Origin of the sequence: Streptomyces spirodelae (genome assembly GCF_017676385.1) — a bacterium.
GTDB lineage: Bacteria > Actinomycetota > Actinomycetes > Streptomycetales > Streptomycetaceae > Streptomyces > Streptomyces spirodelae.
This window is the reverse complement of the sequence record NZ_JAFFZN010000024.1, coordinates 23,936-49,371: the sequence shown is the minus strand read 5'-3', so window position 1 is coordinate 49,371 and position 25,436 is coordinate 23,936. Positions and strand designations below refer to the sequence as shown.

Annotated in this window: 23 protein-coding genes; 10 read left to right on the top strand and 13 right to left on the bottom strand. The window is 72.1% G+C overall.

The genetic code is table 11. The annotated features are described in order from the left end of the window. Positions 1–12 precede the first annotated feature (12 nt). Entirely contained in the window at positions 13–1,125 is a 1,113-nt protein-coding gene (locus JW592_RS23725) for an energy-coupling factor ABC transporter permease (protein WP_209267237.1), read from the bottom strand. A 310-nt stretch (positions 1,126–1,435) separates the two neighbouring features. Between JW592_RS23725 and JW592_RS23720 the strand changes: the two genes are divergently transcribed. Then, positions 1,436–1,849: an SsgA family sporulation/cell division regulator gene (locus tag JW592_RS23720; protein ID WP_209267236.1), complete on the top strand. Its 414-nt coding sequence runs from the start codon at positions 1,436–1,438 to the stop codon at positions 1,847–1,849. Between the two features lie 119 nt (positions 1,850–1,968). Here JW592_RS23720 and JW592_RS23715 read toward each other — a convergent pair whose 3' ends face one another. Continuing rightward, entirely contained in the window at positions 1,969–4,227 is a 2,259-nt protein-coding gene (locus JW592_RS23715) for an MMPL family transporter (RefSeq protein WP_209267235.1), read from the bottom strand. A 236-nt stretch (positions 4,228–4,463) separates the two neighbouring features. On the opposite strand from JW592_RS23715, the gene JW592_RS23710 reads away from it, so the two are divergent. Then, complete coding sequence (locus JW592_RS23710; RefSeq protein WP_209267234.1) at positions 4,464–7,898, top strand: S41 family peptidase; 3,435 nt, start codon at positions 4,464–4,466, stop codon at positions 7,896–7,898. Positions 7,899–8,005: 107 nt separating this feature from the next. Further along, positions 8,006–8,188 (top strand): hypothetical protein, encoded by a 183-nt coding sequence (locus JW592_RS23705; RefSeq protein ID WP_209267233.1) that lies wholly within the window; start codon positions 8,006–8,008, stop codon positions 8,186–8,188. Between the two features lie 172 nt (positions 8,189–8,360). Here JW592_RS23705 and JW592_RS23700 read toward each other — a convergent pair whose 3' ends face one another. Genes JW592_RS23700 through JW592_RS23690 form a run of 3 tightly spaced genes read right to left on the bottom strand, consistent with a single transcriptional unit; the run spans position 8,361 to position 11,895 of the window. Continuing rightward, a complete protein-coding gene (locus JW592_RS23700) occupies positions 8,361–9,251 on the bottom strand; it encodes an SDR family oxidoreductase (protein ID WP_209267232.1) in 891 nt (296 codons plus the stop codon). Continuing rightward, positions 9,248–10,273 carry an alpha/beta fold hydrolase gene (locus JW592_RS23695; RefSeq protein ID WP_209267231.1) on the bottom strand — a complete coding sequence of 342 codons (1,026 nt, stop codon included), beginning with the start codon at positions 10,271–10,273 and terminating at the stop codon, positions 9,248–9,250. Before JW592_RS23695 ends, JW592_RS23700 begins: the two co-directional genes overlap by 4 nt. Next, positions 10,270–11,895, bottom strand: a complete 1,626-nt coding sequence (locus tag JW592_RS23690; protein ID WP_209267230.1) for a flavin-containing monooxygenase — start codon at positions 11,893–11,895, stop codon at positions 10,270–10,272. The genes JW592_RS23695 and JW592_RS23690 overlap by 4 nt, the downstream gene beginning before the upstream one ends. Before the next feature lie 178 nt (positions 11,896–12,073). Here JW592_RS23690 and JW592_RS23685 point away from each other — a divergent pair, with 178 nt between their 5' ends. Further along, the gene (locus tag JW592_RS23685; RefSeq protein ID WP_372446563.1) at positions 12,074–13,048 is read left to right on the top strand and encodes a MerR family transcriptional regulator; all 975 of its coding nucleotides are present in this window, start codon (positions 12,074–12,076) and stop codon (positions 13,046–13,048) included. Here the strand turns inward: JW592_RS23685 and JW592_RS23680 are convergent. From JW592_RS23680 to JW592_RS23670, 3 genes are all read right to left on the bottom strand, one after another. Beyond that, positions 12,992–14,302, bottom strand: a complete 1,311-nt coding sequence (locus tag JW592_RS23680) for a cytochrome P450 (RefSeq protein ID WP_209267229.1) — start codon at positions 14,300–14,302, stop codon at positions 12,992–12,994. The genes JW592_RS23685 and JW592_RS23680 overlap by 57 nt on opposite strands. Beyond that, positions 14,299–15,183, bottom strand: a complete 885-nt coding sequence (locus tag JW592_RS23675; RefSeq protein WP_209267228.1) for an alpha/beta fold hydrolase — start codon at positions 15,181–15,183, stop codon at positions 14,299–14,301. The genes JW592_RS23680 and JW592_RS23675 overlap by 4 nt, the downstream gene beginning before the upstream one ends. A gap of 302 nt (positions 15,184–15,485) precedes the next feature. Further along, positions 15,486–16,289 carry an exodeoxyribonuclease III gene (locus JW592_RS23670; protein WP_209267227.1) on the bottom strand — a complete coding sequence of 268 codons (804 nt, stop codon included), beginning with the start codon at positions 16,287–16,289 and terminating at the stop codon, positions 15,486–15,488. 22 nt (positions 16,290–16,311) lie between these two features. On the opposite strand from JW592_RS23670, the gene JW592_RS23665 reads away from it, so the two are divergent. Beyond that, entirely contained in the window at positions 16,312–16,815 is a 504-nt protein-coding gene (locus JW592_RS23665) for a GNAT family N-acetyltransferase (protein ID WP_209267226.1), read from the top strand. Here JW592_RS23665 and JW592_RS23660 read toward each other — a convergent pair. Beyond that, positions 16,796–17,533, bottom strand: a complete 738-nt coding sequence (locus tag JW592_RS23660; RefSeq protein WP_209267225.1) for a hypothetical protein — start codon at positions 17,531–17,533, stop codon at positions 16,796–16,798. The two genes, JW592_RS23665 and JW592_RS23660, sit on opposite strands and share 20 nt — an antisense overlap. Positions 17,534–17,626: 93 nt before the next feature. Here JW592_RS23660 and JW592_RS23655 point away from each other — a divergent pair, with 93 nt between their 5' ends. After that, entirely contained in the window at positions 17,627–18,241 is a 615-nt protein-coding gene (locus JW592_RS23655) for a DUF1269 domain-containing protein (RefSeq protein ID WP_209267224.1), read from the top strand. Between the two features lie 117 nt (positions 18,242–18,358). Here the strand turns inward: JW592_RS23655 and JW592_RS23650 are convergent, their stop codons facing one another. Continuing rightward, positions 18,359–18,940: a class I SAM-dependent methyltransferase gene (locus JW592_RS23650; protein WP_209267223.1), complete on the bottom strand. Its 582-nt coding sequence runs from the start codon at positions 18,938–18,940 to the stop codon at positions 18,359–18,361. A gap of 54 nt (positions 18,941–18,994) precedes the next feature. Here JW592_RS23650 and JW592_RS23645 point away from each other — a divergent pair, with 54 nt between their 5' ends. Further along, complete coding sequence (locus JW592_RS23645; RefSeq protein WP_209267222.1) at positions 18,995–19,771, top strand: AraC family transcriptional regulator; 777 nt, start codon at positions 18,995–18,997, stop codon at positions 19,769–19,771. A gap of 68 nt (positions 19,772–19,839) precedes the next feature. Here the strand turns inward: JW592_RS23645 and JW592_RS23640 are convergent, their stop codons facing one another. Continuing rightward, positions 19,840–20,664: an alpha/beta fold hydrolase gene (locus JW592_RS23640; RefSeq protein WP_209267221.1), complete on the bottom strand. Its 825-nt coding sequence runs from the start codon at positions 20,662–20,664 to the stop codon at positions 19,840–19,842. 103 nt (positions 20,665–20,767) lie between these two features. Here JW592_RS23640 and JW592_RS23635 point away from each other — a divergent pair, with 103 nt between their 5' ends. After that, the gene (locus tag JW592_RS23635) at positions 20,768–21,223 is read left to right on the top strand and encodes a MerR family transcriptional regulator (protein ID WP_209267220.1); all 456 of its coding nucleotides are present in this window, start codon (positions 20,768–20,770) and stop codon (positions 21,221–21,223) included. Here the strand turns inward: JW592_RS23635 and JW592_RS23630 are convergent. Both JW592_RS23630 and JW592_RS23625 read right to left on the bottom strand, forming a co-directional pair. After that, the gene (locus JW592_RS23630; RefSeq protein WP_209267219.1) at positions 21,220–22,194 is read right to left on the bottom strand and encodes a putative RNA methyltransferase; all 975 of its coding nucleotides are present in this window, start codon (positions 22,192–22,194) and stop codon (positions 21,220–21,222) included. The genes JW592_RS23635 and JW592_RS23630 overlap by 4 nt on opposite strands. 38 nt (positions 22,195–22,232) lie before the next feature. Then, the gene (locus tag JW592_RS23625; RefSeq protein WP_209267218.1) at positions 22,233–22,943 is read right to left on the bottom strand and encodes a maleylpyruvate isomerase family mycothiol-dependent enzyme; all 711 of its coding nucleotides are present in this window, start codon (positions 22,941–22,943) and stop codon (positions 22,233–22,235) included. A 124-nt stretch (positions 22,944–23,067) separates the two neighbouring features. On the opposite strand from JW592_RS23625, the gene JW592_RS23620 reads away from it, so the two are divergent. Next, a complete protein-coding gene (locus JW592_RS23620; protein WP_209267217.1) occupies positions 23,068–24,006 on the top strand; it encodes a LysR family transcriptional regulator in 939 nt (312 codons plus the stop codon). A gap of 541 nt (positions 24,007–24,547) precedes the next feature. Continuing rightward, positions 24,548–25,387 carry a DUF2637 domain-containing protein gene (locus JW592_RS23615; RefSeq protein ID WP_209267216.1) on the top strand — a complete coding sequence of 280 codons (840 nt, stop codon included), beginning with the start codon at positions 24,548–24,550 and terminating at the stop codon, positions 25,385–25,387. Positions 25,388–25,436 lie beyond the last annotated feature (49 nt).

Sequence of the window (25,436 nt, the reverse complement as noted above, 5' to 3'; positions counted from 1 at the left end):
CGGCTGCCCTCCCTAGCGCTCGGTACCGGCGGGAGCCGTGGCGGCGGCGGTCCCGTTCCGAGCCGTACCACCGCGTCGGCGGCGCAGTACGACGAAGACACCGGAGCCGACGGCGAGGGTGGCGCCCGCGCCGATGACGCCCGCCAGGCCACCGGACAGCCGGGCGTCGGCGATGTCCTTCACACCGTAATCGGCCAGCGGGGAGTCCTCCGCCGCGTGCTTCTCCGCCTGCTTGTCGATGCCGTTGTCGGCGGCGACCTTCTCCAGACCGTCGGGGCTGGAGGAGGCGTAGAAGCTGAGCCCTCCCGCGCACAGCAGGGTGACCACGAGGCCGGTGATCCACAGCGGGCGGGTGGAGCGCCTGCGCGCTGCAGCGGGCACGGGCTGCGGCGCGGGGCCCGGTGCCGCCTCGGGGTCGGCCGACAGCGGCGAGGGCCGCAACTCCAGCCGTACGGCGAGCCGGTCGCGCGCCGCATACACCAGATCGGGGCGGACGGCCACCACGGCGCCCACCGTCGCGGCCGTGATCGCGGCCTCGCCGATGCCGATGAGCACATGCACACCGACCATCGCGCCGAAGACCTTGCCCAGCGAGACCTCCGTCGTCCCGCCGAGCGCGTAGATGCCGGTGAAGGCGACAGCGGCCGCAGGTACGGAGACGAGCGCGGCCACGAAGGAGGCGCCGGTCACCATGGAGCGCCGCCGGGGCAGCACCCGCAGCAGCGCGCGGAAGACGCCGTAGGCGACCAGGACGGTCACCACACCCATGTCCGTGATGTTGGTGCCCAGCGCCGTCAGCCCGCCGTCTGCGAACAGCACGCCTTGAAGGAGCAGTACGACCGAGACGCACAGCACGCCCGTGTACGGCCCCACGAGTATCGCGGCGAGCGCACCGCCCAGCAGGTGGCCGCTGGTGCCTGCCGCGACGGGGAAGTTGAGCATCTGGACGGCGAAGATGAAGGCGGCGACCAGCCCGGCCAGCGGTGCCGTCCGCTCTCCCGCCTCTCCCGGGCCGCCGCCCAGTTCGCGCCTGGCTCCGCGCAGCGAGATGGCGACAGCCGCGGCGGCGACGACTCCGGTACCGGCCGAGACGGGGGCGTTGATGAATCCATCAGGTACGTGCATCGAGGCGCTCCGCTTTCTCACGGCTTCTGATCACCGGCTTGTCCAACCGGCTTGTCCAACGGCCCGGCAATGGCCTGGCAGCGGCCGTCTCCAGCCTTTTGAGAATAGCGGTCAGATGCAAAGAGTTCGCAAGAGGGCGTTTCTTATGCCCGGAATGGGAGGGGAAGCGGCCTCGTGTCCCCCGCTCTGTGGCAGAGCTCACCAGGTCGTTCGGGTGACTGTGCCGCTTCGGTGAGCGTCTGACACGACGAAGGGGCAACCCGGCCCGAGCGATGAGCGCACCGGGAACCCCCGACCCAGAGGAGCAGATGTGTCCAAGGTCATCACCCGCACCGTGCAGGCTCAACTGATCGCCCGGCCGCCCGCGACCCGGCCTCTGACACCTGCCCTCAGGTACGAGACGGACGACCCGCTGGCCGTGCGGATCGTCTTCCCCGCGGAGATCTCCCTGGATGGCGAGGAAGTCGCCTGGGCCTTCTCCCGCGACCTGCTCGCGGAGGGGCTGCGCGGCCCCGCGGGCGAGGGTGACGTCCACATCTGCCCCTGCGGTCAGGAGCGGACGGTGATCGAGCTGCACGCCGGTGAGGGCGTCGCCGTACTGGAGTTCCGCGCCACCGACCTGTCCCTCTTCCTGCAGCGCAGCTACGACCTGGTGCCGGCCGGGGCCGAGCCGGCGCTCCTCGACCTGGAAGAGGGCTTCGCCGCGCTGCTGCGCGGCGTGTGACACGGGGGCGTGTGACAGAGGGGCGTATGACACGAGGGGCGTGTGACACAAGAAACCCGCCCGCCCACCCCTGAAAGGGACGGACGGGCGGGTGAAGCGTCGGCCAGGGCCCCGTGGGCTCACACCCCCGTGCGCTCCGGCTCACGCGGCGGCGGCACCGTGGCGACGGCCTCCTTGTCGAGCCGCAGCTCCTTGTTGAGCTTCTCGCCCTCGACGTCGACGTTGGGCAGCACCCGGTCCAGCCAGCGCGGCAGCCACCAGGCGCGGTGGCCCAGCAGGGCGAGCACCGCGGGAACGATGGCCATCCGCACCACGAACGCGTCGAAGAGGATGGCGATGGCAAGGCCGAAGCCCATCATCTTGATCATGGATTCGGAGGAGCCGATGAACCCGGCGAACACGCTGATCATGATGACGCCGGCGGCGGACACCACCCGCGCGCCCAGCCGGAACCCGCTGACGATGGCCTGACCAGGCTTCTCCCCGTGCACATACGCCTCGCGCATCCGCGTCACCAGGAAGACCTCGTAGTCCATCGCGAGCCCGAAGATCACACCGATCATGAAGATCGGCATCATGCTCATGATCGGCCCGGTCTGTTCGACACCGAGGAGGCCGGCCAGCCAGCCCCACTGGAAGACCGCCACCACGGAGCCCAGCGCCGCCAGCACCGACAGCAGGAAGCCCAGGGCCGCCTTGAGCGGCACCAGCACCGAGCGGAAGACCAGCATCAGCAGCACGAACGCCAGGCCCACCACCAGCGCCAGATACGGCACCAGGGCGTCGTTCATGACCTGCGAGAAGTCGATGGCGACCGCGGTGGCGCCGGTGACCAGCAGGGTGGCGCCGGTCTTCTTCTCGATCGCGTCCGACTGGTCCCGGATGTCGCGCACGATGTCCTCGGTGCGCGCGTCGCTGGGGCCGTACTTCGGGATGGCGGTCAGCGTGGCGGTGTCAGCGGCGTCCCACTGCTTCTTGTTCGGCTGCGCCGGGGAGACGGCGACGACGCCGTCCACCTTCTGCAGCCGCTTCTGGATCTCGGCGGCAGCGGCCTCCGGGTCGTCGGCGCCCTTCAGATCGGCCACGGCCATCAGCGGACCGTTGAAGCCCGCGCCGAAGCCGTCGGAGAGCATGTCGTACGCCTTGCGCTGGGTGGTCTTCTCCGGCTGGTTGCCCTCGTCGGGCAGGCCCAGCTTCATGGCGCCGACGGGCAGCGCCAGGGTACCGAGCGCCAGTACGGCGGTGACCAGCACCAGGATCGGACGGCGCAGCACGAAGCTGGCCCAGCGGGCCCCGGCCTTGGGGCGCTGGCCCTCGGCGTCCGCAGCCGGCGGCACCCCGGTGGCGGGGTTGGCCTTGCGCACCCGGCGGCCGAAGATCCGCTTGCCGACCATGCCGAGCGCGGCGGGCACCAGGGTGAGCGCCACCAGCACGGCGATGACCACGGTGCCGGCCGCGGCCATACCCATCTTGGTGAGGACCGGGATGTTGACGACGGAGAGCCCGACGAGCGCGATCACCACGGTCAGGCCGGCGAAGACCACGGCGGAGCCGGCGGTTCCGACGGCGCGGCCCGCCGCCTCCTCACGTTCCCGGCCCTCGGTCAGCTCGGCGCGGTAGCGGGAGGCGATGAACAGCGCGTAGTCGATACCGACCGCGAGGCCGATCATCATGGCCAGCGTCGTGGTGTTGGCCGACAGCCCGAGGGTGGCCCCCAGCGCGGTGATCGAGGAGATGCCGATCATCACCCCGATCAGCGCCGTGATCAGCGGCAGCCCGGCCGCGATCAGCGAGCCGAAGGTGAGGATCAGCACGACGGCGGCGACACCGATGCCGATGATCTCGGCGTTGCCCATCTCGGGCTCGACCAGGAGCGCGTCACCGCCGGTCTCCACCGTCAGACCGGTGGCGCGGGCGTCCTTGGCGGCGTCCTTGATGCCCTCGCGGGTCTTGTCGGTGATCTCCTGCGCCGGGACCTTGTAGGTCACCGAGGCATAGGCGATGCTGCCGTCCTTGCTGATCGCCCCGCTGTTCTTCACGAACGGGTCGGAGACGCCCGCGGCCTGTCCGCCGCTCAGCTCCTTGCGCGCCTCCTGGACGGCCGCCTTGTTCTCGGCGGCGGTGATCTTCTCGCCGGTGGGAGCGCGGAAGACCATACGGGCGGTGGCGCCTTCGGCGTTGGCACCGGGGAAGCGCTCTTCCAGCAGGTCGAAGGCTTTCTGAGCCTGGGTGCCGGGCAGCGCGAAGTCGTCGTCGGGCGGGCTGGAGGCGGTGGACGCGCCACCTATGGCGGCCGCCAGCAGCGCCACCCATATCAGGGCGACGATACGGCGGCGCCGGAAGGCGAGTCTGCCGATCTTGTACAGGAAGGTGGCCACGAGAGAGGTTCTCCGGTCTCGAGGTCGGACAGTCGGACGGATGGCACAGTCGGGGGGTGGCGCAGAGCAGCTACAGCGTCGGGAACCGAGGGAGCACGGCGGGGAGGTGCCGCGGCCCGGCAATGAGAGCTCATGTCAATCGACGCCGACTTGCACTCGCAGGGTGAGTGGGGGCCCGAAAATGAGGGACAGGTCACAACTTGCTTGGGTGCAAATCCACGCGAAACATGGAATAGATGACCGACGACGGCGCGTATCTCCGCTTTCCGCACCTGCACGGCGATCTGCTCTGCTTCGCAGCCGAGGACGACCTGTGGGCCGTCCCCGTGCCCGACGCGGGTCAGCCGTCCGGGCGGGCCTGGCGGCTGACCGTTGACCGCACCCGGATCAGCCACCCCCGCTTCTCCCCCGACGGACGGCACATCGCCTTCACCACCTGGCGCAGCCTGGACCCGGAGGTCCATCTGGTCTCCGTGCAGGGCGGCCCGGCACGGCAGCTGACGTACTGGGGCGCGACCGACACCAGGGTGCGCGGCTGGACCCCGGAGGGCGATGTGCTGGCGGTGGCCTCGCACGGGGAGCCGTTCGCCCACCGTGCCTGGGCCTACCGCATCCCCGTCGACGGCCCCGACGGCCCGCCCGCCGACCGCCCCGACGCCTCCTGCCCGGGCAGCAGACTGCCGTGGGGGCCGGTCTCGGACATCGCCGTGGCCGAGCAGGAGGGCGAGCGGCGCACCCTGCTGCTGACCGGGACACCGCCGCACGAGCCCGCGAGCTGGAAACGGTACCGGGGCGGCGCCACGGGGCGGATGTGGCTCCAGGGTGAGCGGCTGCTGCCGGATCTGGACGGCCATCTGGACTCGGTGATGCTGGTGGGCGACCGGATCGCCTTCCTCTCCGACCACGAGGGCGTCGGCAACCTCTACTCCTGCCGCCCCGACGGCACCGACCTGCGCCGCCACACCGACCACGACGCCTTCTACGCCCGGCACGCGGCCACCGACGGGCGGCGGGTGGTCTACCAGTGCGCCGGCGAGCTGTGGCTGGTCGACGACTTCTCCCACACCGCACGCCCCCAGCGGCTCGATATCCGCCTGGGCGGCCAGCGCGCGGGCCGCCGCCCCTACCAGGTGCCCGCGGCCGCCCATGTGAACGCGCTGACCGTGGACCCCACCGGGCGGGCCAGCGCGGTCGGCGTACGCGGCAGCCTCTACTGGCTCACCCACCGCGACGGCCCGGCACGAGCGCTGGCGGACACCCCGGGGGTGCGGGTGCGGCTGCCCACCATGCTGGGCGACACCGGGCGGATCGCGTATGTCACCGACGCGGAGGGCGAGGACGCCGTCGAGATCGCGGACCTGCCTCGCGCCTCCCGCCCCCGGCCCGCCTACCGGATCGCCGCCGGCCGGCTGGGGCGGGTGCTGGAGCTGGTCGCCGCACCGTCCGGGGAACGGCTCGCCGTGGTGACGCACGACGGGCGGCTGCTGCTTCTGGACGTGCCCGAGGTGGCCGACGCGCCCGAGGTGGCCGACGCGCCCGAGGTGGCCGACGCGCCCGAGGTGGCCGACGTGCCCGACGGGGGCGGTGCCGGGGCTGGTGGCGAGACCGGTGAACCGGAACGAGTTATTCCGGAAGTGCCGATCAGCGAGGTGGTGCGCTCCGTCAACGGGCCGGTGCGCGACCCGGCGTTCTCGCCCGACTCGCGCTGGCTCGCCTGGGCGCACCCAGGGGTGGGCCGGTCGCTGTCCTGCATCCGGATCGCCAAGGTCGCCGAGGACCTCTCGGGGCCGGAGGGCGAGCGCACCGTTCTCGACGTCACCGACGGGCGGTACGAGGACGAGCAGCCCGTCTTCACCCGCGACGGGCGCTACCTCGCCTTCCTCTCCTGGCGCGGCTTCGACCCGGTCTACGACGTCCACACCGGCGACCTGTCCTTCCCGCTGGGCTGCCGCCCGTATCTGGTACCGCTCTCCTCAGCGACGCTCTCGCCGTTCGCGCTGACCCCGGAGGGGCGTCCGGCAGCGGGCGGGCTCGACCCGCAGGACCGCCCGGCCGGCGAGGAGGAGGGGCCGGACGCCTCGGTGCTGGTGGAGGCCGAGGGGCTCGCCAACCGGGTCACCCCGTTCCCGGTGACGGCCTCGAAGTACGCGGCGCTGTGCCCGGTCGCCGGAGGCGGACTGATCTGGCTGCGGTACCCGATCTCCGGCGCGCTCGGCGAGACGTTCGTCAACCCGGCCGACACCTCGGGCCGCCCCACGCTCGAACACTTCGACCTGACGACCGCCAAGCGCACCGAACTCACCAGCGACGTCGACTGGTTCGCGCCCAGCGGCGACGGCACCCGGCTGGTCGTCAACGACGAGGGGCTGCTGCGGGTGATCCCGGCCGACCAGCAGGCCGACTCCGACACGACCACCTACATCGACCTGCGCCGCATCCTGCACGACGTCGACCCGGCGGCCGAGTGGCGGCAGGCGTACGAGGAGGCGGGGCGGCTGATCAAGGCGTACTTCTGGGACCCGGGGATGAGCGGTATCGACTGGGAGGCGATCCTCGGCCAGTACCGCCCCCTGGTCGAACGCGTCGCCTCGCCCGACGAGTTCGCCGACCTGCTGCGCGAAGTGCTCGGTGAACTCGGCACCTCACACGCCTACGTCACCCCCGCACGGCGCGACGAGGGTCCGCCGCACTACCAGCGGCCCATCGGTTTCCTGGGCGCCGACCTGATCCACACCCCCGAGGGCGACTGGGAGATCGCCCGCATCCTGCCGGGCAACTCCTCCGACTCCCGGGCCCGCTCCCCGCTCGCCGGATCGCCGGTACGGGAGGGCGCTGTGCTCACCCACGTGGACGCGCGCCCCGTCGACCCCTACAGCGGTCCCGCGCCGCTGCTGGCCGCCGCCGGTGGCACCACCGTGGAGCTGACACTCCGGCAGGCGGGGCCGCGCCGGGTCGCCGCCGTTCCGCTGATCGACGAACGCCCGCTGCGCTACCAGGACTGGGTGGCCCGCCGCCGGGACATCGTCCGCGAGCTGAGCGACGGCAAGTGCGGCTATCTGCACATCCCCGACATGGGCGGCTCCGGCTGGGCGCAGTTCAACCGGGACCTGCGCCTGGAGATCTCCCGGCCCGCGCTGATCGTGGACGTACGGGGCAACGCGGGCGGACACATCAGCGAGCTCGTCCTGGAGAAGCTCACCCGCACCATCCTGGGCTGGGACCTCACCCGCGACGCGCAGCCGGTCACCTACACCAGCAACGCGCCGCGCGGCCCGGTGGTCGCCGTCGCGGACGAGGCCACGGCGTCCGACGGCGACATGATCATCGCCGCGTTCCGGCTGCTGGGGCTGGGCCCGGTGGTCGGCGCCCGCACCTGGGGCGGGGTCGTCGGCATGACGGGACGGCACCGGCTCGGGGACGGCACGGTGATCACGGTGCCGATGAACGCCGCCTGGTTCGAGGGCTACGGCTGGTCGGTGGAGAACCGCGGCGTGGAGCCGGACATCGAGGTGCTGCGCACCCCGCTGGACTGGGCCGAGGGCCGCAGCTCCGTGCTGGGCACCGCCGTGACCACCGCCCTCGACCTGCTGGAGAGGCACCCGGCACGGACGCCGCCCGACTACCGGGACGCGCCCGACCGGTCCCGTCCGCCGCTTCCCCCGCGTTACTGATCCACACCATTCCGCACCTTCTGATGCGGAATGCGGGTTATGTCGTGGCGTGGCAGGGTGGAAAGTGCCCGTGAGGAGACACTTCCGAGACCTCCGAAGGAGTGACGATGGGCATCGCAGACCAGTTCAAGTCCAAGGCCGAGCAGCTTCGGCACAAGGGCAAGGAGAAGAAGGAGCAGTCCGGCGGCAAGCAGCGCGGCGGTGGCGGCCAGGACGCCCGCGAGAAGGCGCAGGAGCTGAAGGACAAGGCCCAGCAGCGCGCCCAGGACTGGAAGGACAAGAACCGCTGACGCGGTGCGCCGCCGATGAGGGCACCCTCTTCCTTGCCGGGAGGGTGCCCCCTGCTGCGCGTCGCGGACTGCGGCTGCGCTGTCGCTCCGGGGGCACCTTCCGGCCGAAGGCCGGGGGAGCAGGGTGGGCGAGCGCAGGGTGGGCGAGCGCAGCCCCCGCGCGGGGCAAGCCTTACCGCGAGGCCCGCGCCTTCTCGTCGGCCTCGCCACCCGCGCCGACGAGGCCCATGGAGAGCCCGCCCGCGGCCTCGATCCGGGGGGCGACAGCCTTCATTTCACGCTGGCCCAACGGGCCACCGATCAGCGGTGGCAAATAGCCCCGCAGGGCCTGCATCCCGCGCAGCCACCACTGCCCGTACACATGCGGCGCCCGCCGCTCTATCCCCGCGACGATCCGGTCCACGGCAGGGCCGAGCGGATACGTCTTGTTCGTGGGCCACGGCAGCCGCTGCCGTACGTCGCGCATCACCTCGTCCGCGTCGGCGCCCCGCACCATGTCGGTGTCGGTCCAGCTCAGATAGCCGACGCCGACACCCACACCCTTGTAGCCGACCTCGGCGCGCAGGCTGTGCGCGAAGGCTTCAGCACCGGACTTGGAGGCGCAGTACGCCGTCATCATGGGTGCCGGTGTGATGGCCGCGAGGGAGGCGATCTGGAGGAAGTAGCCGCGCGACTCCTCCAATACGGGCAGGAACGCGCGCCCGGTGACGGCCCCGCCGATCAGATTGACCTCGATCACCCGGCGCCAGGCCACCGGGTCGGAGTCCACGAAGGGGCCTCCGGTGGCGACCCCGGCGTTGGCGACGGTGATGTCGACCTTCCCGAAGTGCTCCTTGACCTCGCGGGCGACCTCGGCCATGCCCTCGTGGTCGGTGACGTCGGCGTGCCAGTACGCCGAGTCGGTGTGCAGTGAGGCGCTGACCCGCTTCAGCTCGTCCGGTTCCAGACCGACGAGTGCGATCTTCGCCCCGCGCGCGGACATCTTCCGGGCAAGCAGCGCCCCCACGCCCCGCGCCGCACCCGTGATGACGGCTACCTGGCCCTCCAGACCGACCCTGCTCATGCGCTCGGCTCCCTCATGTCCTCGTGCATGTCGGCGGCCCTGTCCTCGGCCCTGTCCTCGGCCCGGTCGGCGGCCCTGTCGGCGGCCCTGTCGGCGAGATGGTCCCGTACGAGCCCCGCGAGCACGCCGCTGACCGTCTCCGGCTCCTCCAGCGGCGTCATGTGCCCGCGCCGCTCCAACTCGTGCACTCCCGCGCAGTGCGGCAGCGCGGCCGCCAGCCGGTGGGCGTGCGGGAGCGGGGTGAGGCGGTCGTGCGTGCCGATGACGACTGCCGTGGGCACATCCAGCCGCGGCACGTCGGCCGCCAGGTCGAGCCCGGCCAGCACTCCGCCCCACGCCGACCTGACGCGCCGCGGACAGGCGTGCACGATGCGCGCCGTCGCCTCGACGGCCGCCGGCTCGGGGGCCGGCCCGAGCGTGCCGTACGCGAGGGCCTTCCGGGTCAGCGGAGTGACGGGGCCCAGCGGCGCCGCCGAGCCCAGCAGCGCCCGGTGCGCGACAGCGCGCAGGCGCTCGGAGCGGAACGGCAGCACCCGGGCCTGCCCTGTCAGCTGCTCGGCGCCGGTGCTGCACAGCAGCAGCGCGGCGCCGTGCTCGCGCAGTTGCCTCCTGCCGGCCGCCGCCATGAGGGTCATACCGCCCATGGAGTGGCCGCCGATGACGGCCCGTTCGCCCGGTTCCAGTGCCGCGTCCAGTACGGCGCACAGGTCGTCGGCGAGCATGGCTGTGCTGTAGGCCATGGGCGCAGCGGCGGCCGGGCTGCGGCCGTGCCCGCGCTGGTCGTAGACGACGACGCGGTGGCCGCTCGCGGTCAGTTCGCGGATGACGGGCGCCCAGAACAGCGTCGAGCAGGTCCAGCCGTGTGCGAGGACGACGGCCGGGTCGCCGGCGCGGCCGTGCACCTCGACGGGGAAGCGCACTCCGTCCCCGGAGCACGCGGTCAGCTCGCGCGCGGGCGCGGGCGGCGCATAGCGCCCGGTGAGTCCCTTGCGGGTGCCTGCGGTGGCGGCGGTACGGCTCATCGCGCGTCCTCCCCCACTGCGGAGGGCAGGTCTGCAGCGGTGTGGAAGGCATCGGTGGCGGCTCCCCTGCCGACCGTCCCGGCGAGCTGCGGCGCCGGGCGGCGCGCGGCACCCGCCCCGGCAGCCCCGCCGCCGAGCGGCGCGCGCAGCACCTCGTACTCCTCCAGCCACACCTCCCGGGTCACCTTGCGGAACTCCGCTGTGGTGCCGGGCCACACGGCCACCGGTCGTCCCTGGGCGTCCAGATACCAGCTCGTACAGCCGGTCTCCCACACGCTGGACTTGATGCGCTCGCGCAGTTTGGCGTTGTAGGTGTGCTGCGCGATGGGCCGTACGTCCAGCGCGACCTTGTCGCCGCCGCCGAGGGTGTCCAGCTTGCGCACGTAGTCGATCAGGTAGTTGAGCTGCGCCTCGATGATCAGCACCATCGAGCTGGTGCCCAGACCGGTGTTGGGGCCGATGATGAACAGGAAGTTGGGGAACCCCGTGGTGGTGGTCCCGCGCAGCGCGTTCATCCCGTCCTCGGCCCACGACTCGGCCAGCGTCTGGCCGTCCGCGCCCTTGACGCGGCGGGCGACGGGCATGTCGGAGACGTGGAAGCCGCTGCAGAAGACCACCGCGTCGACCTCCGCCTCCCGGCCGTCCGCCGAGACCAGCGTGTTGCCGCGGATCTCCTTCAGCCCGGAGTCGATGACATGCGCGTTGGGCTGGGCGAGCGCCGGATAGTAGTCGTCCGACAGCAGCGTGCGCTTGCAGCCGACGCGGTAGTCGGGTGTCAGCTTGCGGCGCAGCCCGGGGTCCTTGACGGCCCGCTTCATGTGCAGCTTGGAGACCTGCTCCACGGCGGGGAGGAGTTTCGGGTAGTTGGCGAAGACCTGCGTCTCCAGCTCCCGTACGCCCCACAGCGCGAAGCGGCGCAGCTTCTGGGTGGCGGGGAAGCGGGCGTGCAGCTTCCGTTCGGCCCTGCTGATCCGGCGGTCGCCGCGCGGCAGCACCCATGCCGGGGTGCGCTGGAAGACGGTCAGCTCGCCGACGACCGGCTGGATGGCGGGGATGATCTGGATGGCCGAGGCCCCGGTGCCGATGACGGCCACCCGCTTGCCGCGCAGGTCGTAGTCGTGGTCCCAGGTCGCCGAGTGGAAGACCTTGCCTTCGAAGGAGTCCAGTCCCGGGACGTCGGGCAGCTTGGGCTCGGACAGCGGTCCGGTGGCTGAGACGACGACATCGGCCGTCAGCGTGCCCGCCGAGGTCTCCACCCTCCAGTGCAGTTCCTCCGCGTCCCAGCTCATCTGCTGCACCTCGGTGTTGAAGCGGATGTGCTGCCGCAGCCCGAAGGTGTCGGCGACCCGCTCCAGATACGCGCGGATGTCCGGCTGGGGCGAGAAGCTGCGCGGCCACTCCGCGTTGGGTGCGAAGGAGAACGAGTACAGGTGGGAGGGGATGTCACAGGCGCATCCCGGATAGGTGTTGTCGTGCCAGGTGCCGCCGACGGCATCCCTGCGCTCCAGGAGGACGAAGTCCGTCACTCCCGCGCGGCGCAGCCGGACAGCGGCCCCCAGGCCGCCGAATCCGGTACCGATCACCGCCACCCTTACGTGCTCCTGCTCGTGCTCGGCCGCCATGCCGCGCCTCCCGGGATCTGTCGCGTGCTGCGCTTTCGGACCCACAACCGTGCCAGTAATTACTGGCACGGTCACGAGAGTAGGGCAGCGGAATACTCATGGGTAGGGGTCGGCGCGAGGAAAGTTACCGGCGGTTGCACCAGAGTGCCGGGTCCGGCCGGACGCCTAGGCTGGTCATGTGGCGAGCAGGAAGCAGCAGCACAGAGGCGACGGACGGGGCGGCCCTGGCGGGCCGGGTGAACCGGGCGGGACACCCCCGGCCGGGCGCCCACCCGCTGAGCCGGCCGACAGCACACGCGAGGCGGCACCGAAGGAGCGCGAGACGGCACCGCACCAGCGCGAGGCGGCAGCGCACCAGCGCGAGACGGCAGCGCACCAGGGCGAGTCCGCGCCCGGGAAGCGGGAGTTCCGCGCGCACGAACTGGCGGAGGCCGCCGGCATCACCACCCGCACCCTGCGCTTCTACCGCGAGCGCAAACTGCTCCCGCCGCCTCGCCGCGAGGGCCGCATCGCCTGGTACGACGAGCACCACCTGGCACGGCTGCGCAGCATCACCGCGCTGCTGGCCCGGGGCCACACCCTGGGCGGTATCGCCGACCTGCTCGACGCCTTCGAGAAGGGCCGCGACGTCCGCTCGGCCGCCGAGGTCATGGGGCTGGACAGCTCGGTGGTTACCCCGTTCTCCGAGGAGACCCCCGTCCGGCTCACCCCCGAGGAGCTCGCCGACTACTTCAAGGGCGAGGTGACCGTCGACAACCTGGCCGCTTCCCTGGACCTCGGCTATGTGGCCATCGACGGTGACGAGTTCGTCCACACCAGCCGCCGGCTGCTGGAGGGCTCCGCCGAACTGGTCGCCAAGGGCATCCCGCTGGCGGCCGTCCTGGAGGCAGGACGTGAACTGCGCGCCCAGACGGACGAGATAGCCGCCACCTTCGCCCGCCTGCTCCGCTCCCACCTGCTACCCGCGCAGCGGTCCACAGATCCGGCGGAGCTCAACGCCCTGCTCGCCCGGGTGGCTCCCGTCGCCAAGCAGATCGTCGAGGCGGAACTCGGCCTCGCCCTGGACCGGCGAGTACGCGCCGATCTGGAGGAGTGGCTAGCCGACCGTCCGGACGGGGAGGGCCTTGATGCCGTGGATGAAATTGGAGACTAGACGGCGCACCTCCCCCCGGCCGCCCGGCACCCGCTCGGACGGCGGCAAAAGCTCGTAAGGCGGAAGTTGCCTGGCCGCCTCCTGGTACAGGACGCGCAGTTGGAGACGTGCGAAGTGGGCGCCCAGGCACACATGCGGTCCCTCGCCGAACGCCACGTGCGGATTGGGCGTGCGGGCCAGGTCCAGGGTGTGCGGCGCGTCGAAGACCCGCTCGTCGAAGTTGGCCGAGGCGTGGAAGACGACCACCTTTTCCCCGGCACTGATGCGACGTGACGACAGTTGGAGATCCCGCACTGCGGTACGCCGGAAACTGAGCACCGGGGTGTGCCGGCGCAGCAGCTCCTCGACGGCGAGTGACTGCGCCCCGATGTCCCCCTGCCGCACCAGGTCGCGCATGGTGCGCTGCGCCGCGGGATGTTCCGCCAGTGCGAGCAGCCCGCCGGGTGCCGCGCTGCGCACGGTGTCGTTGCCCGCGACAGTCAGCAGGAAGAAGAACATCTCCAGCTCGGCACCGGTCAGCTCGTGGGCGAGTGCCGTCATCACATCGTCCGCCGGATGTGCGCGCTTGTACGCCGCCAGCCGGCGCGCGTAGTCGAACATCTCCCGCAGCATGGCGGGCGAGCGCGGGTTGGCCGGACGCCCGTCCGGACCGAGCACCGTGACAGCCTGGTCGGGGTCCTGGTATCCGATGATCCGCTCGGTCCACTCCAGTAGCAGCTTCCGGTCCCCGGCCGGTACGCCCAGCAGGTCGGCGAGGTTCAGCAGCGCGAAGTCGTCGGTGACGGCGGCGACCAGATCACAGCACCCCCGCTCGTGCGCCTCCTCGCGCGCCGCCGCCAGCGAGCGCCGCGCCCGTGCCCGTACATCCGCCTCGAACCGCTCCACCCGGCGCCGGGTGAAGGCCCGGCTGACCAGAGTGCGCAGCCGGTGATGCGCGGGCGGGTCCTGGTTGAGCATCATCCGGCGGATGAACGGCAGGTCCTCCGGGTCCGGATCACGGATCTGGGTGGCCCCCTCCCAGGAGGAGAACTCGGCGGGCGAGCGCAGCACCCGCAGCACGTCCGCGTGCCGCGTCACCGCCCAGAACCCCGGCCCGGCGGGCCAGCCCAGCACCTCGTACTCCTCCTGCCAGGCGACGGGATTCCCGTCCCGCAGCGTGCGGAACGCCTCGTGCGGCAGGCCAGCGGCGTAGCGGCGCGGATCGAACACATCCACATCGGGCGAGGCCGGGACGGCCTCGGGCGCTGCGCTCATCCCACGCCACCCTCCGCACGGGGCTCGCCCTCCGCACGGGGCCCTGCCTCCACACAGGGCTCGGCCTCCGCACGGAGCCCGTCGTCGCGCGTCCCGTCCTCGGCGCGGAGGAAGTCCTCCACAGCACGCACCGTCTCCAACGGCGTCTCGTCGAGCGGATAGTGCCCAGCGGCGGGCACCTCCACCAGCTCGGCTGCCGAGTACCAGCGCAGCCAGGTCGTACGCACCACTTCCGCCGACAGCACCGGGTCGCCGTCCCCCACCACCAGCCGTACCGGCACGCGGCAGTCGCGCACCTGCTCGTGGAAGTCCTCCAGGGCCCACGAGTCCAGCCACGCGCGGAAGGCCCCCGGGTCCGTGCACGAGAGCGACCGTTCGACCATGAGGTCCAGCCACGCGTCGGGGCGGCGGTTGCCCGTACTCAGATCGATGATCGCCCTGCGGTTGGCCGGGCGCTGCGCGGCCTGCGCGAACAGCTCCCACTGTTCGCCCCGCAGCGGCACCCCGCTCGCGGGCACCGGCGCGATCCCCACCATCCGGCGCACCCGCTCCGGGGCCGCCAGCACGACACGCTGGATGACGGCAGCCCCCATCGAGTGCCCCACCAGCGAGAACCGCTCCCAGTCGAGCGCGTCGGCCAGCGCGAGGATGTCCCCGGCGGCCTCCCCGGTCGTCCAGTCTCCGGGGATGGCGCGTGCCTCGCCGTAGCCGCGCAGGTCTGGGACGGCGTAGCTGAACGAGGCGCGGTCGAGCACATCGAAGACGGGCGCGTACGCCCGCCGGTCGGCGAACCAGCCGTGCACGGCGATCACATGGTGCGGCCCTTCACCGATCCGGGCGGCGGGCAGAACAACGGCACCGGGTCCGACTCCAGCGTCCATGGCGGCCTCCCCCTGGGGCGGCAGGGCCCCTCGCCCCGCCCGGCTCCACGGTGGCCCTCGCCCGGCCACCGGCACAAGACCACGGCAGCCGCACACCTCCCCGGTCCACCCCCGCACCCGGCGCCGCCCTCACCGCCCGCCTTGCGGGCCTGCACCGGGCTCCAGAGAGCCCCGGAGCCCGGGCCTGCTCCCCGGGGCCCGCGAGGCGCCCCGGACGCTCCTGGAAGCGCCAGAGGCGCGCCAGGGCACCCAGGACAGGTGCCAGAGGTGCCCGAGGAGCCCTGAGGGCCGTCCGAAGCCCCTCAGGACCCGAAGTCGACCGTCACCGGCGCGTGGTCGCTCCACCGCTCCGCGTGGGTGGCGGCCCGCTCGACGTACGCCTTCACCGCCCGGCCGGCCAGCCCGGGCGTGGAGACGTGGTAGTCGATGCGCCAGCCCGTGTCGTTGTCGAACGCGCGGCCGCGGTAGGACCACCACGAGTACGGTCCGGCCACGTCCGGGTGGAGCGAGCGGACCACATCCGTGTAGCCGCCGTCGGCCGGGTCGAAGACCCTGGAGAGCCAGGCGCGCTCCTCGGGCAGGAACCCGGAGCTCTTCTTGTTGCCGCGCCAGTTCTTCAGGTCGGCTTCCCGGTGGGCGATGTTCCAGTCGCCGCAGACCAGCACCTCGCGCCCGGTCGCCGCGGCACGCTCGCGCAGGTCGCACAGGTAGGGCAGGAACGCCGCCATGAAGCGCTCCTTCTCGTCCTGCCGCTCGGTACCGACCTCTCCCGAGGGCAGATACAGGCTCGCGATGGTCACGCCGGGCAGATCCGCCTCCACATAGCGCCCCGACGCCTCGAACTCGGCCTCGCCGAACCCCACGCGCACGCTGTCCGGCTCCCGACGGGTGAGCAGGGCCACACCGGCCCGGCCCTTCGCGCAGGACGGTGCCCAGAAGGCGTGCCAGCCCTCGGGCTCCCGCACCGCCTCGGGCAGCTGCTCGGGCTCCGCGCGCACCTCCTGCAGACAGATGACATCCGCCTCAGTGGTCGCCAACCACTCCGCATAGCCCTTCTTGGCCGCCGCCCGCAGCCCATTGACGTTCACCGTGCTCACCTTGCGCATCCGAGCACCTTACGATGCCCGCATGCAGATCGTTTCCGCCCCTTTCGACCACCCGGATGCCCTGAAGCTGAACGATCTTGTGCTCCAGGAGTACGCACAGCGCTACGGCGATCCGGAAGGCGACGCGACAGTGCTGGACCCCTCGATGTTCCAGCCGCCGCGGGGGCTCTATCTGCTGGCCTATGACGAGGCGCAGCGGCCGGTCGCCACCGGCGGCTGGCGCTCGATGGACGCCGCACGGGGAGCGGACGAGGAGGACGAGAACTACGCGGACGGCGACGCGGAGCTCAAGCGCATGTTCGTCGTACCCCAGGCGCGCGGTCAGGGCCTGGCCCGCCGCATACTCGCGCTGCTGGAACAGGACGCGCGGGAAGCGGGCCGCACCCGCATGGTGCTGGAGACGGGAATGAAGCAGCCGGAGGCCATCGGGCTGTACACCTCGGCGGGGTACGAGCCGGCTGTGGAGAAGTTCGGCTTCTACCGGTTCCACGAGGACAGCCGGTGCTTCACCAAGCTCCTTCGGTGAACCCCGTCCCTCCCCGCGCGAAGTCCGCCGCCTCGGCAATCCCCCGCTCCTCCACCGAGACCACCCGCACACCCGGACCCGCCGCGTCGGCTCCGCCGCCCGTCAGGAGCGCGGTCAGAGCGCGTCCGGGCGGGAGCTCCACCCAGCGGTCGGCGCCTGTCCCCCGCAGGGCCGTCGTCATCTCCTCCCAGCGCACCGGCAGCGCCACGGAGCGCGCCAGGTCGTCGAAGACGCCGTTCGCGTCCGACTGCAGACACGCGCCGCTCGTGGAGGCCACATAGGGCAGCGCGGGCGTACGGCGCGGGATGGTGGCCAGGTGCTGCGCCATCCGGATGCCGATGTCGTGTACGGGCTCCTCGGCGCGCTCCAGCAGCTCGGCGCGCAGCCGGACAGCGCGCAGCGCCTCCGGGAAGGTCAACAGCTCCGCCACGACGGCCGCCGCGAAGCCACCGAGGCCGTGCCCCGCCACCGCCGAGGGCAGTACCTTCTCGTCCTCGGTCAGCGCCCTGGCCCCGGCCACCCCTGCGACCAGCAGACTGATGTGCCGCGCCACCTCGGATTGCGCCAGCGCCTCGGCGGAGTCCAGCTGCGCGACCCCGCCCGGGTGATTCCACTCGGCCTCCGCGAGCACGGTCGCCGAGGCGGCGGTGTCCGGCAGCCGGTGCAGCATGCCGGCGCGCAGCGAGGCCGGGCCGGGGAAGAGGAACGCGACATTCATGGGGCCACCCTCACCCGCGGCGCCCCGGCCGTGCCAGTCCACCTCCGCACGGCTGCGGATGCCGGACGCCGCGCGAGCGCCGATGGTAGGCGTATGACCGAAAACCTCTTGTTCGCCGATTTCACCGAGCGGGGCACCCGGGCTGCGCTGCTCGCGCTGGACAAGCTGGAGAGCGCACACCAGGCCGGCGCGCTCGAACTGCGCGAGGCCCGGGTCATCGGCCGGAACGCGGACGGGAACGCCGAGGTCGTCGGGGAGGTGGACCATACGGTGGCCGTCACCGGGCTGGCCGTCGGCGGGCTCGTCGGCGCGCTGCTGGGCCTGGTGGGCGGTCCTCCGGGCGCGCTGCTGGGTTTCGGTGCCGGGGGGCTGATCGGGAGCGGGCACGACGCCCGGCGGGTGGTCGAGACGAACGAGGGGCTGGAGGAGCTGACGGCGGAGATCCCGCCCGGCAGCACGGTCGTGGTGGCCGATGTACGGGAGACCTCCACCGGTCCGGCCGACGAGGCGCTGGGCCCGGGGGTGAGCCGCTATCTGGCCGCCACGGTGCGCCAGGAGCTGGAGGAGATTCTCACCACCCCGCAGCCGGCGCCCAACCCGTCGGACGCTCCCACCGGCCCGCCGACCGCCGGGCACGAGACCGGGCCGCACGGTGAGGGCGAAAGGGCACGGGCGAGCGGGCGCGAGGAGCACTGGTGGCGGCGCTAGCGGTGGTGTACGGGCGCCGGGAGGCCGGTGGGGCTGAAGCTGCTCCACTGACCGCTCCACTGATCGCCCACTGACCGCTCCGCTGATCGCTCCGCCGGGGAGCGGGTCGCCGCCGGCTCACCCCTCCGCCGGGCGCCGGGCGCCGAAGCGGAGACCGCCGCTGTCCGGGTGAAGGTCAACGGCGATGTCGGTGAACCCGGCCCGGGACAGCCGGGCGGGCAGTTCGCCGGGATCGAGGGTGTTCATGGTGTCCCCGATGTGCAGCAACCGGAAGCGGAAGTTCGGCTGGCTGTCGGCCCCCGCGAACGTCCCGCCCGGCCGCAGTACCCGGAATGCCTCGGCGAAGATGCGGTCCTGGAGAGCGTCGGTGGGCACGTGGTGCAGCATCGTGAAGCACACCACGGCGGAGAAGGCCGCGTCCGGCAGCGGCATGTCGGCCCCGTCAGCGTGCAGGACGCGCGCCCGGTCGCCCCACTTGTCGCGCAGCAGCGCGGCCGTCCCGCCGTCGATCTCCACGGCCGTCACCCGGGGCACCCGCTCGATCAGTACGCGCAGATTGGCCCCGTACCCGGGACCGATCTCGACGATGTCCTCGCCCAGTTCGACGTTCTCCAACGCCCACGGCAGCAGGTGATCCCGCACTCCCGCGGCCCACTTCTCCGAACTGCACAGTCTCCGGTGCGCTCTGTTCATCGGCATACGGAAAGCCAAGCAGCGCCGACAGCCGTTCACTACGCCGTACGCTGCCAACTGATGCCGCCATACGGACAGTCTCCGCCTCCGCCGCCCGCCTGTGAGGCCGCGCCCGGACAGCAGGCCCTCGTAGTGCGCAGCTTCCCCCTGCGGCGCGGATCGTGGTTCGAGGAGCACCACCACCCGGCACACCAACTCGCCTGGTGCACCAGCGGCCTGCTGTCGGTGCGGACACCGGGCGGCACCTGGCTGCTGCCGCCCTCGGTCGCCCTGTGGATACCCGCGCACACCCCGCACGCGACGGGCGCCACCAGTACCGCAGTGCTGCGCAGTCCGTACATGTCCCCCGGCCACTGTCCGGTGGTCTGGTGCGAGCCCACGGTGGTGTCCGTACCTCCGCTGTTGCGCGAACTCATCAACCACCTGGCCGAGCCCTCGCTCTCCAGGCCCGCCCGCGAGCGTGCGGAGGGGGTGCTGTTCGACCTGCTGGAGCCGGTACCGGCCCGCGACATCGGCCTGACGTGGCCGGCCGATCCGCGGGCCCGCACGGTGGCCGAGGCGCTCCACGCCGACCTGGCCGACTCCCGGCCGCTCGCCGCCTGGGGCCAGGTGGCGGGCGCGAGCGCCCGTACGCTGGCGCGGCTGTTCGTTGCCGAGACCGGGCTCGGCTTCGGCCGCTGGCGGGAGCGGCTGCGGGTCCAGGAGGCGATGCCGCTGCTGGCGCAGGGGCGTTCGGTCGAGTCCGTCGCACACCGGGTGGGCTACGCCTCCGCGAGCGCCTTCATCGCCGCGTTCCGCCGCACTGTCGGACTCACTCCGGGGCAGTTCTTCGGGTGACCACCGCTCCTCAGGTGACCGCCGCGCCCCGGGCGGCCGGCGCGCTCGGGCCACCGGCCGCTGCGGCTTCACGGCAGCTGGGCCAGGAACTCCCGCACATGCTCGAGCCACAGCTTGCGGTGCTGCTCGCCGAGGATGTGGGCGCCACCGGGGATCTCCAGCAGGGTGGCACCTGGGATGGCCTCGGCGAGCTGTCGGGAGCTGTCGGGAAGGACGAGACGGTCACCGGTGGGCATCACCACGAGAGTGGGCACCGAGAGCCGTGCGAGTTCGCCGCGCACATCGACTCGTCGCACCAGGTCGAAATGGTCCACCATTCCCGGCGGCATACCCTCCCGGGTCGCCCCGACGGCGGTCTCCAGCGCCTCGGCGGTGAGCACGCTCAGGTCCTGCTCCGTGAGGACCGACTGGATGGCCACCCGCGCCGCCGAGTCCCACTCGCCCTCCCGCCCGAACCGGACGATCAGGTCGGACGCGAACGAGAGCACCGGATCGGCCACCGCGAACCCGGCGGTCAGCACCATGCCTGTCACCCGGTCCGGATGGCGGGCCGCCGCCCGCACGGACACCGCGGACCCCAAGGACTCTCCCAGCAGGGCGAACCGCTCGTGTCCGCGCGAGACGGCGGCCTCCACGACGGCGTCCACCAGCGCGTCGAGCTCCAAGGGGTTGGAGGGGAGGGGCGAGGCGCCGGCGCCCGGGTAGTGCGGGCCGACCAGCGTGTGGTCTGAGGCCAGGTCGTCGAGCACCTGGCCGAAGTTGGGCAGGATGCCCCCACCCGCCCCGTGCGCCAGCAGCAGCGCCGGGCCGCTGCCCTGTACGTGGACGTCGAGGGTGGAGGGATCGATCCGGGACGTGGATACGGCGGTTGCCGCGGTGTGCTCCTTGGTCATGTACCAGAAGCTAAACTCCGACATCAGTGTCAGAGTCAAGCCGAGTCGGGGCAGACACCGAGTCGGGCACAGGTGAGGACCTCACCGGACAGGAGGCGGCTGTATGCGGATGAAGGAGATGGTGCGCCGCACCGGCGTCCACGAACGGCTGCTGCGCTACTACGAGCAGCAGGGGCTGCTCAGCCCCCACCGACTGCCCAGCGGCTACCGCGAGTACAACGAGACCGACGTCGAGACAGTGCGCAGGGTGCGCTGTCTGCTGACCGCCGGGCTGTCGACCTCGGTGATCGCGCAGCTCCTGCCGTGCCTGCGCGACGAACAGGGCCGCCTGGTGCCCACCTGCCCCGACCTGGTCGCTGAACTGCTCGCCCAGCGCGACCGGATGACAGCTCAGATCGAGGCCCTGCACACCTCACGCGGTCTCCTCGACGACGTTCTGACCGCCACCCCCGACGCTCTCAAACAGGCCGCGTCTGCGGCTGGGGCCGCAGCTACGGCTGGAGCCGCGTCCACGGCTGGCGCTGCGGTGGTGTCGGCGGCTGCGGCTTCGTCCGGTTAGGCAGCGCGGTACACCGCGAGGCCGAACGACACCGTCACCCGCACCGGCCCGCCCAGCCCGGCGACCCGTGCCTGCAGTTCCTCCGGCGCCACGTGCCGCGCGGCAGGCCCCATGGCGGCGAGGTTCTCCACCTCCTGCGGGGACAACTCCACGGTGTACTCCAGTGCTTCGGCGCGCTCCCGTACGAAGTGCCCGGACAGTGCGCGCTCCAGGCGCTCCTCCTTGTCCGGGTCGACCTCCAGCAGCCCCAGCCGGCCGCGCAGCTCGCCCAGATGACGTTCGGTGGGCGTGACGACCAGCAGCACGCCCCGGGGTCTGAGCACCCGGTGGAACTCACCCCCGTTGCGCGGCGCGAAGACGTTGAGCACGAGGTCCACACAGTTGTCCCGTACCGGGAACGGCCGCCATACGTCCCAGCTGGCCGCGCCCGCCCGGGGGTGCGCCCGCGCGGCGCGGCGCAGCGCGTACGGCGAGGCGTCCAGCGCCAGCCCCACGGAGTCCGGCAGCGCTTCGAGTACGGCGGCCAGATAGTGCCCGGTGCCCGCCCCGGCGTCCAGCACGACGCGGCCCTCAGCGCCCTCACTGCCGCCCTCGCCGCCGCCCTCACGGCGCTCGCCGCCCGCTCCGCCCCCGGGAAGTCCGAGGAAGGCGCTGAGCCGTGCCAGTGCCTCCGTCAGCGGTGCATAGTGGCCTGCCTCAAGAAACGCGGTGCGCGCCTGCACCATGGCTGCGCTGTCGGCGTTCACGGTGCGCTTGCCGCCCGACAGCAGACTCACGTACCCCTGCCGGGCGATGTCGAAAGTGTGCCGCCGCGGACAGCGCAGTGCCCGCTCCGCGACCTCCAGCGCGTCCCGGCAGACGGGACACCGCACCACTGCGGTCAGCGCCTTCCAGGGGCCACGGCGTACCGGGTCGCGGCCTACGGGACCGGCTCGTCGGGGCTCGTGACGCGCGGTGGGGGGTTCGGACATGCTGCGGCGGCTTCCTCGGGCGGTGGGGCGCCCCCAGGCTACCGCCGTGCCGTTCCGGTCCCGCCCTCAGGAGCGGCGGGCGACGTCGGGTCGCATGTGAACCGGTCGGCCATGGACGGTCCCACCGCGAACCGGTCGTCCGTGAACCCGTCGGCCGCCTCGCCGCGCAGCCGTCCGGGCGGCACCCTGCGCCCGAACGCGACCAGCAGCAGGTCCTGTGCGGCCCCTGTGACCGGCGTTCCGGTGCCGTACGACCAGTCGATGTCCTCGGCCCGCAGTCGGACACCGCTCAGGTCGGCGCCGAAGAACTTCAGGCTCCGGGGCGTGACCCCGCCCAGCAGCACCCGTATCCGGTCCCGCGGTACGCGCCGCGGGTGACCGAGTGCGACGGTGATGTCCAGCCCATGCACCACGTCGTGGCCCAGAGCCGCCGGGCGGCCGCCCACCGGAGGCTTCCAGGGGTGCTCTGCGTTGTCCCGCAGCGCTGCTGCGAGCTCGTCCGTGCTCAGTGCGGCAGCGTCGCGGCGCGCGCACTGGTCGGTCATCCGGTGCAGGTTGCCCCGGGCCCGCAGCAGTTCCCGCAGCATCTGGGAGCGCGACGAGCGGAACCCGGACGACATGTGCGCCGCCACTTCCCGCACCCGCCATCCGGCGCACAGGGAGGGCGCGTCCCAGTCGGCTTCCCGCAGACCGTCCAACAGGTCGGCAAGCTCCGTACGTTCGGCTGCGATGGCGCGCTCGATGTCCATGTCCGCTCCCGTGAAGCCTCGGCGGTGATCTCTCCCAGAGTGGCCGCGGGCTGGTGCATAAGTCCAAGACAAGCTTCTTCTGGCCTCCAGAAGTGCTGGTTATGCGAGTGGATAGGCTCCGGGCATGGATCTGCGGCAGCTCCTGTTCTTCGTCACCGTGGTCGAGGAGGGCAGCTTCACCAGAGCCGCCGAACGCCTCCACCTGGCCCAGCCCGGCCTCAGCGCCCGCATCCGGCAGCTCGAACGCGAACTGGGCCACCCGCTGGTGGACCGAACGGGGCGCTCGGTGACGCCTACCGAGGTCGGCGACGCCGTGCTCCCGTACGCCAGAGCGGCACTGGAGGCCGTCGAGAACGTACGGCACACCACGGAAGCCTTCACCGGGCTGCTGCGCGGCCATGTGTCCGTGGGACTGGTGTCGGGCGCGACCGGGCAGTTCGACATCGCCGCCGTCCTGGCCGACTTCCACAGCGAGCACCCGGGCGTCGATATCGCCCTGACCGAGGACACCTCGGAACGCATGCTCCAGGCGCTGCGCCGGGGCGAGCTCGACATCGGCGTGCTCGGGCTGATGGACGAGCACCCGCCCGAGGGCACCACAGCCGAGATCGTGATCGACGAGCCGGTCGTGGTGGCCGTCGCACCCGGCGACCCACTGCTGGCACAGAGCGACAGGCCCCTGCCGGTGGCGGCCCTGCGCGACCGCGCCCTGATCAGCCTGCCGCGCGGCACAGGTCTGCGCGGCGTACTGGAACGCGCCTGCGCGCAGGCGGGGTTCCGGCCCCGGGTCGCCTTCGAGGCTGCCGCGCCGCCGCTGCTCGCCCGGCTGGCGGCTCGCGGACTGGGAGCCGCCGTCATCCCGGCCATGCCGCCGGCCACGGCTGCCACCCTGGGGCTGCGGACGCTGCACCTGACGCCTCAGCCGCGTGCACGGGTCGGCCTCACCTGGCGCACCGGCGGCCCGGCGAGCCCGGCCGCCCGCGCTCTGCTGCCCCGGCTTCGCGCTGTTCTGGGCGTGCCCCGGAAGGGCGACAGCGGCGCCCCGGACGAATACGGCGCCTGACGTTGTCCCCGCAGCCGGGTTGACCGAAAATCGGAATTCCGGCCATCGCGATATGGGACCGCTGGGCAGCCGTCCGGATGACGCACGGGCCCTGTGAAAAGGGTGGGGCATAAGTGGTCACTTGGCGCCACCTCCACGGTTCGCACTGCGGCGAAAAAGGGGTGCCCTGTTGTGCGTTGCGCGCGTGCGCCCGGTGCGCGGGGGTCGGGCGGGGCGCCGCCCGCGCACGCCAGTCGCCGATTCGGTGAAAATACATTTCTGCCACCATAAGAACAGCCCGCATCCACACTCAGGAGTTACATACCTCGTGAAAACCGCATGCTCATAAGTCTGAGTACTGCGAACGGGAGTTTCCGCTGGCTGGAGTAGTCGTTGACGGGGTTGTACCCGAGACGGTCATACCCGGCATCCGCCGCTGGCGCGGGTCATCGCGGACGACACAGGGCTGCGCGCCGTCGGTCACCACCGGAAGCGTCGTACGCATGCGGGACCGGTCTCGACACAGTCGTCTGAACCTGCCCGCAGAGAAGAGAGTTCAGTCTTGACCGAGACGCCGCACTCGTACGCGTCCTACGCGCCCCCCGATCCGGACACCGGCCTCACCGGGCCGAGACAACCGACAGAACCGGACGCGCACTCAGTACACGCGTACGGTGCCTCGACGGTCAGGAACAACACAGCCCTGCGCCTCGGCCTCGTGGATCCCCTGGACACCGGGACCCTCGGGCTGACCCGCTTCTCGCCGCAACCCGAGCGCGGCGAGCGCGCCGGGCACACCGAGCCCCCCGACCTGGACGCGGAGCTCGCCCACTTCCTCGACACGGTCGAGCACCAGGGCCTCGTGGACTCCACGGGCGCTCTCGCCCGGGCCAAGCACCGCAAGGAGCGCCCCCTGGAGCGGATCAAGCAGAAGCGCCAGACCGAGTTCAACTGGCGGCGGGTGCTCAGCGCCTTCTCCGTCGCCCTGACGGCCATGATCGTGATCCTGGTCAGCTTCCTGGGCGCCAAGGCGTCCTACCCGTCGCTCTACAACCTCGCCCAGGAGTCGGCACCGCCGGGTGTCGCCCACGCCTGGCCGCTGCTGATCTACGCGCCCTGGGTGGCGGCCACGCTGTCCATCCTGCGCACCCGCGCCTACCGCCGCCGCACCGTGCACTCCTGGCTCGTCGTTCTCTTCTTCGCCGCTGTCGCCTCCCTGCTGTGTGTCGCCGACGCGCCGGCCACTCCCGCGGGCATCGCCGTGGCCGGTCTGCCGCCCATCACCGCGCTGCTCTGCTTCCACCAGCTCGTCCGGCAGCTCGATCTCCCGCCGGTTCCCACCCCGGCCTCTCGGCACGCCCGCCCCCCTCGCGCGACCAACCGCCACCGGTCGGCGGGCTGAGACACCGGTCAACCTGGTTGACGGCACCGGTCAACCAGGTTGACCGGTG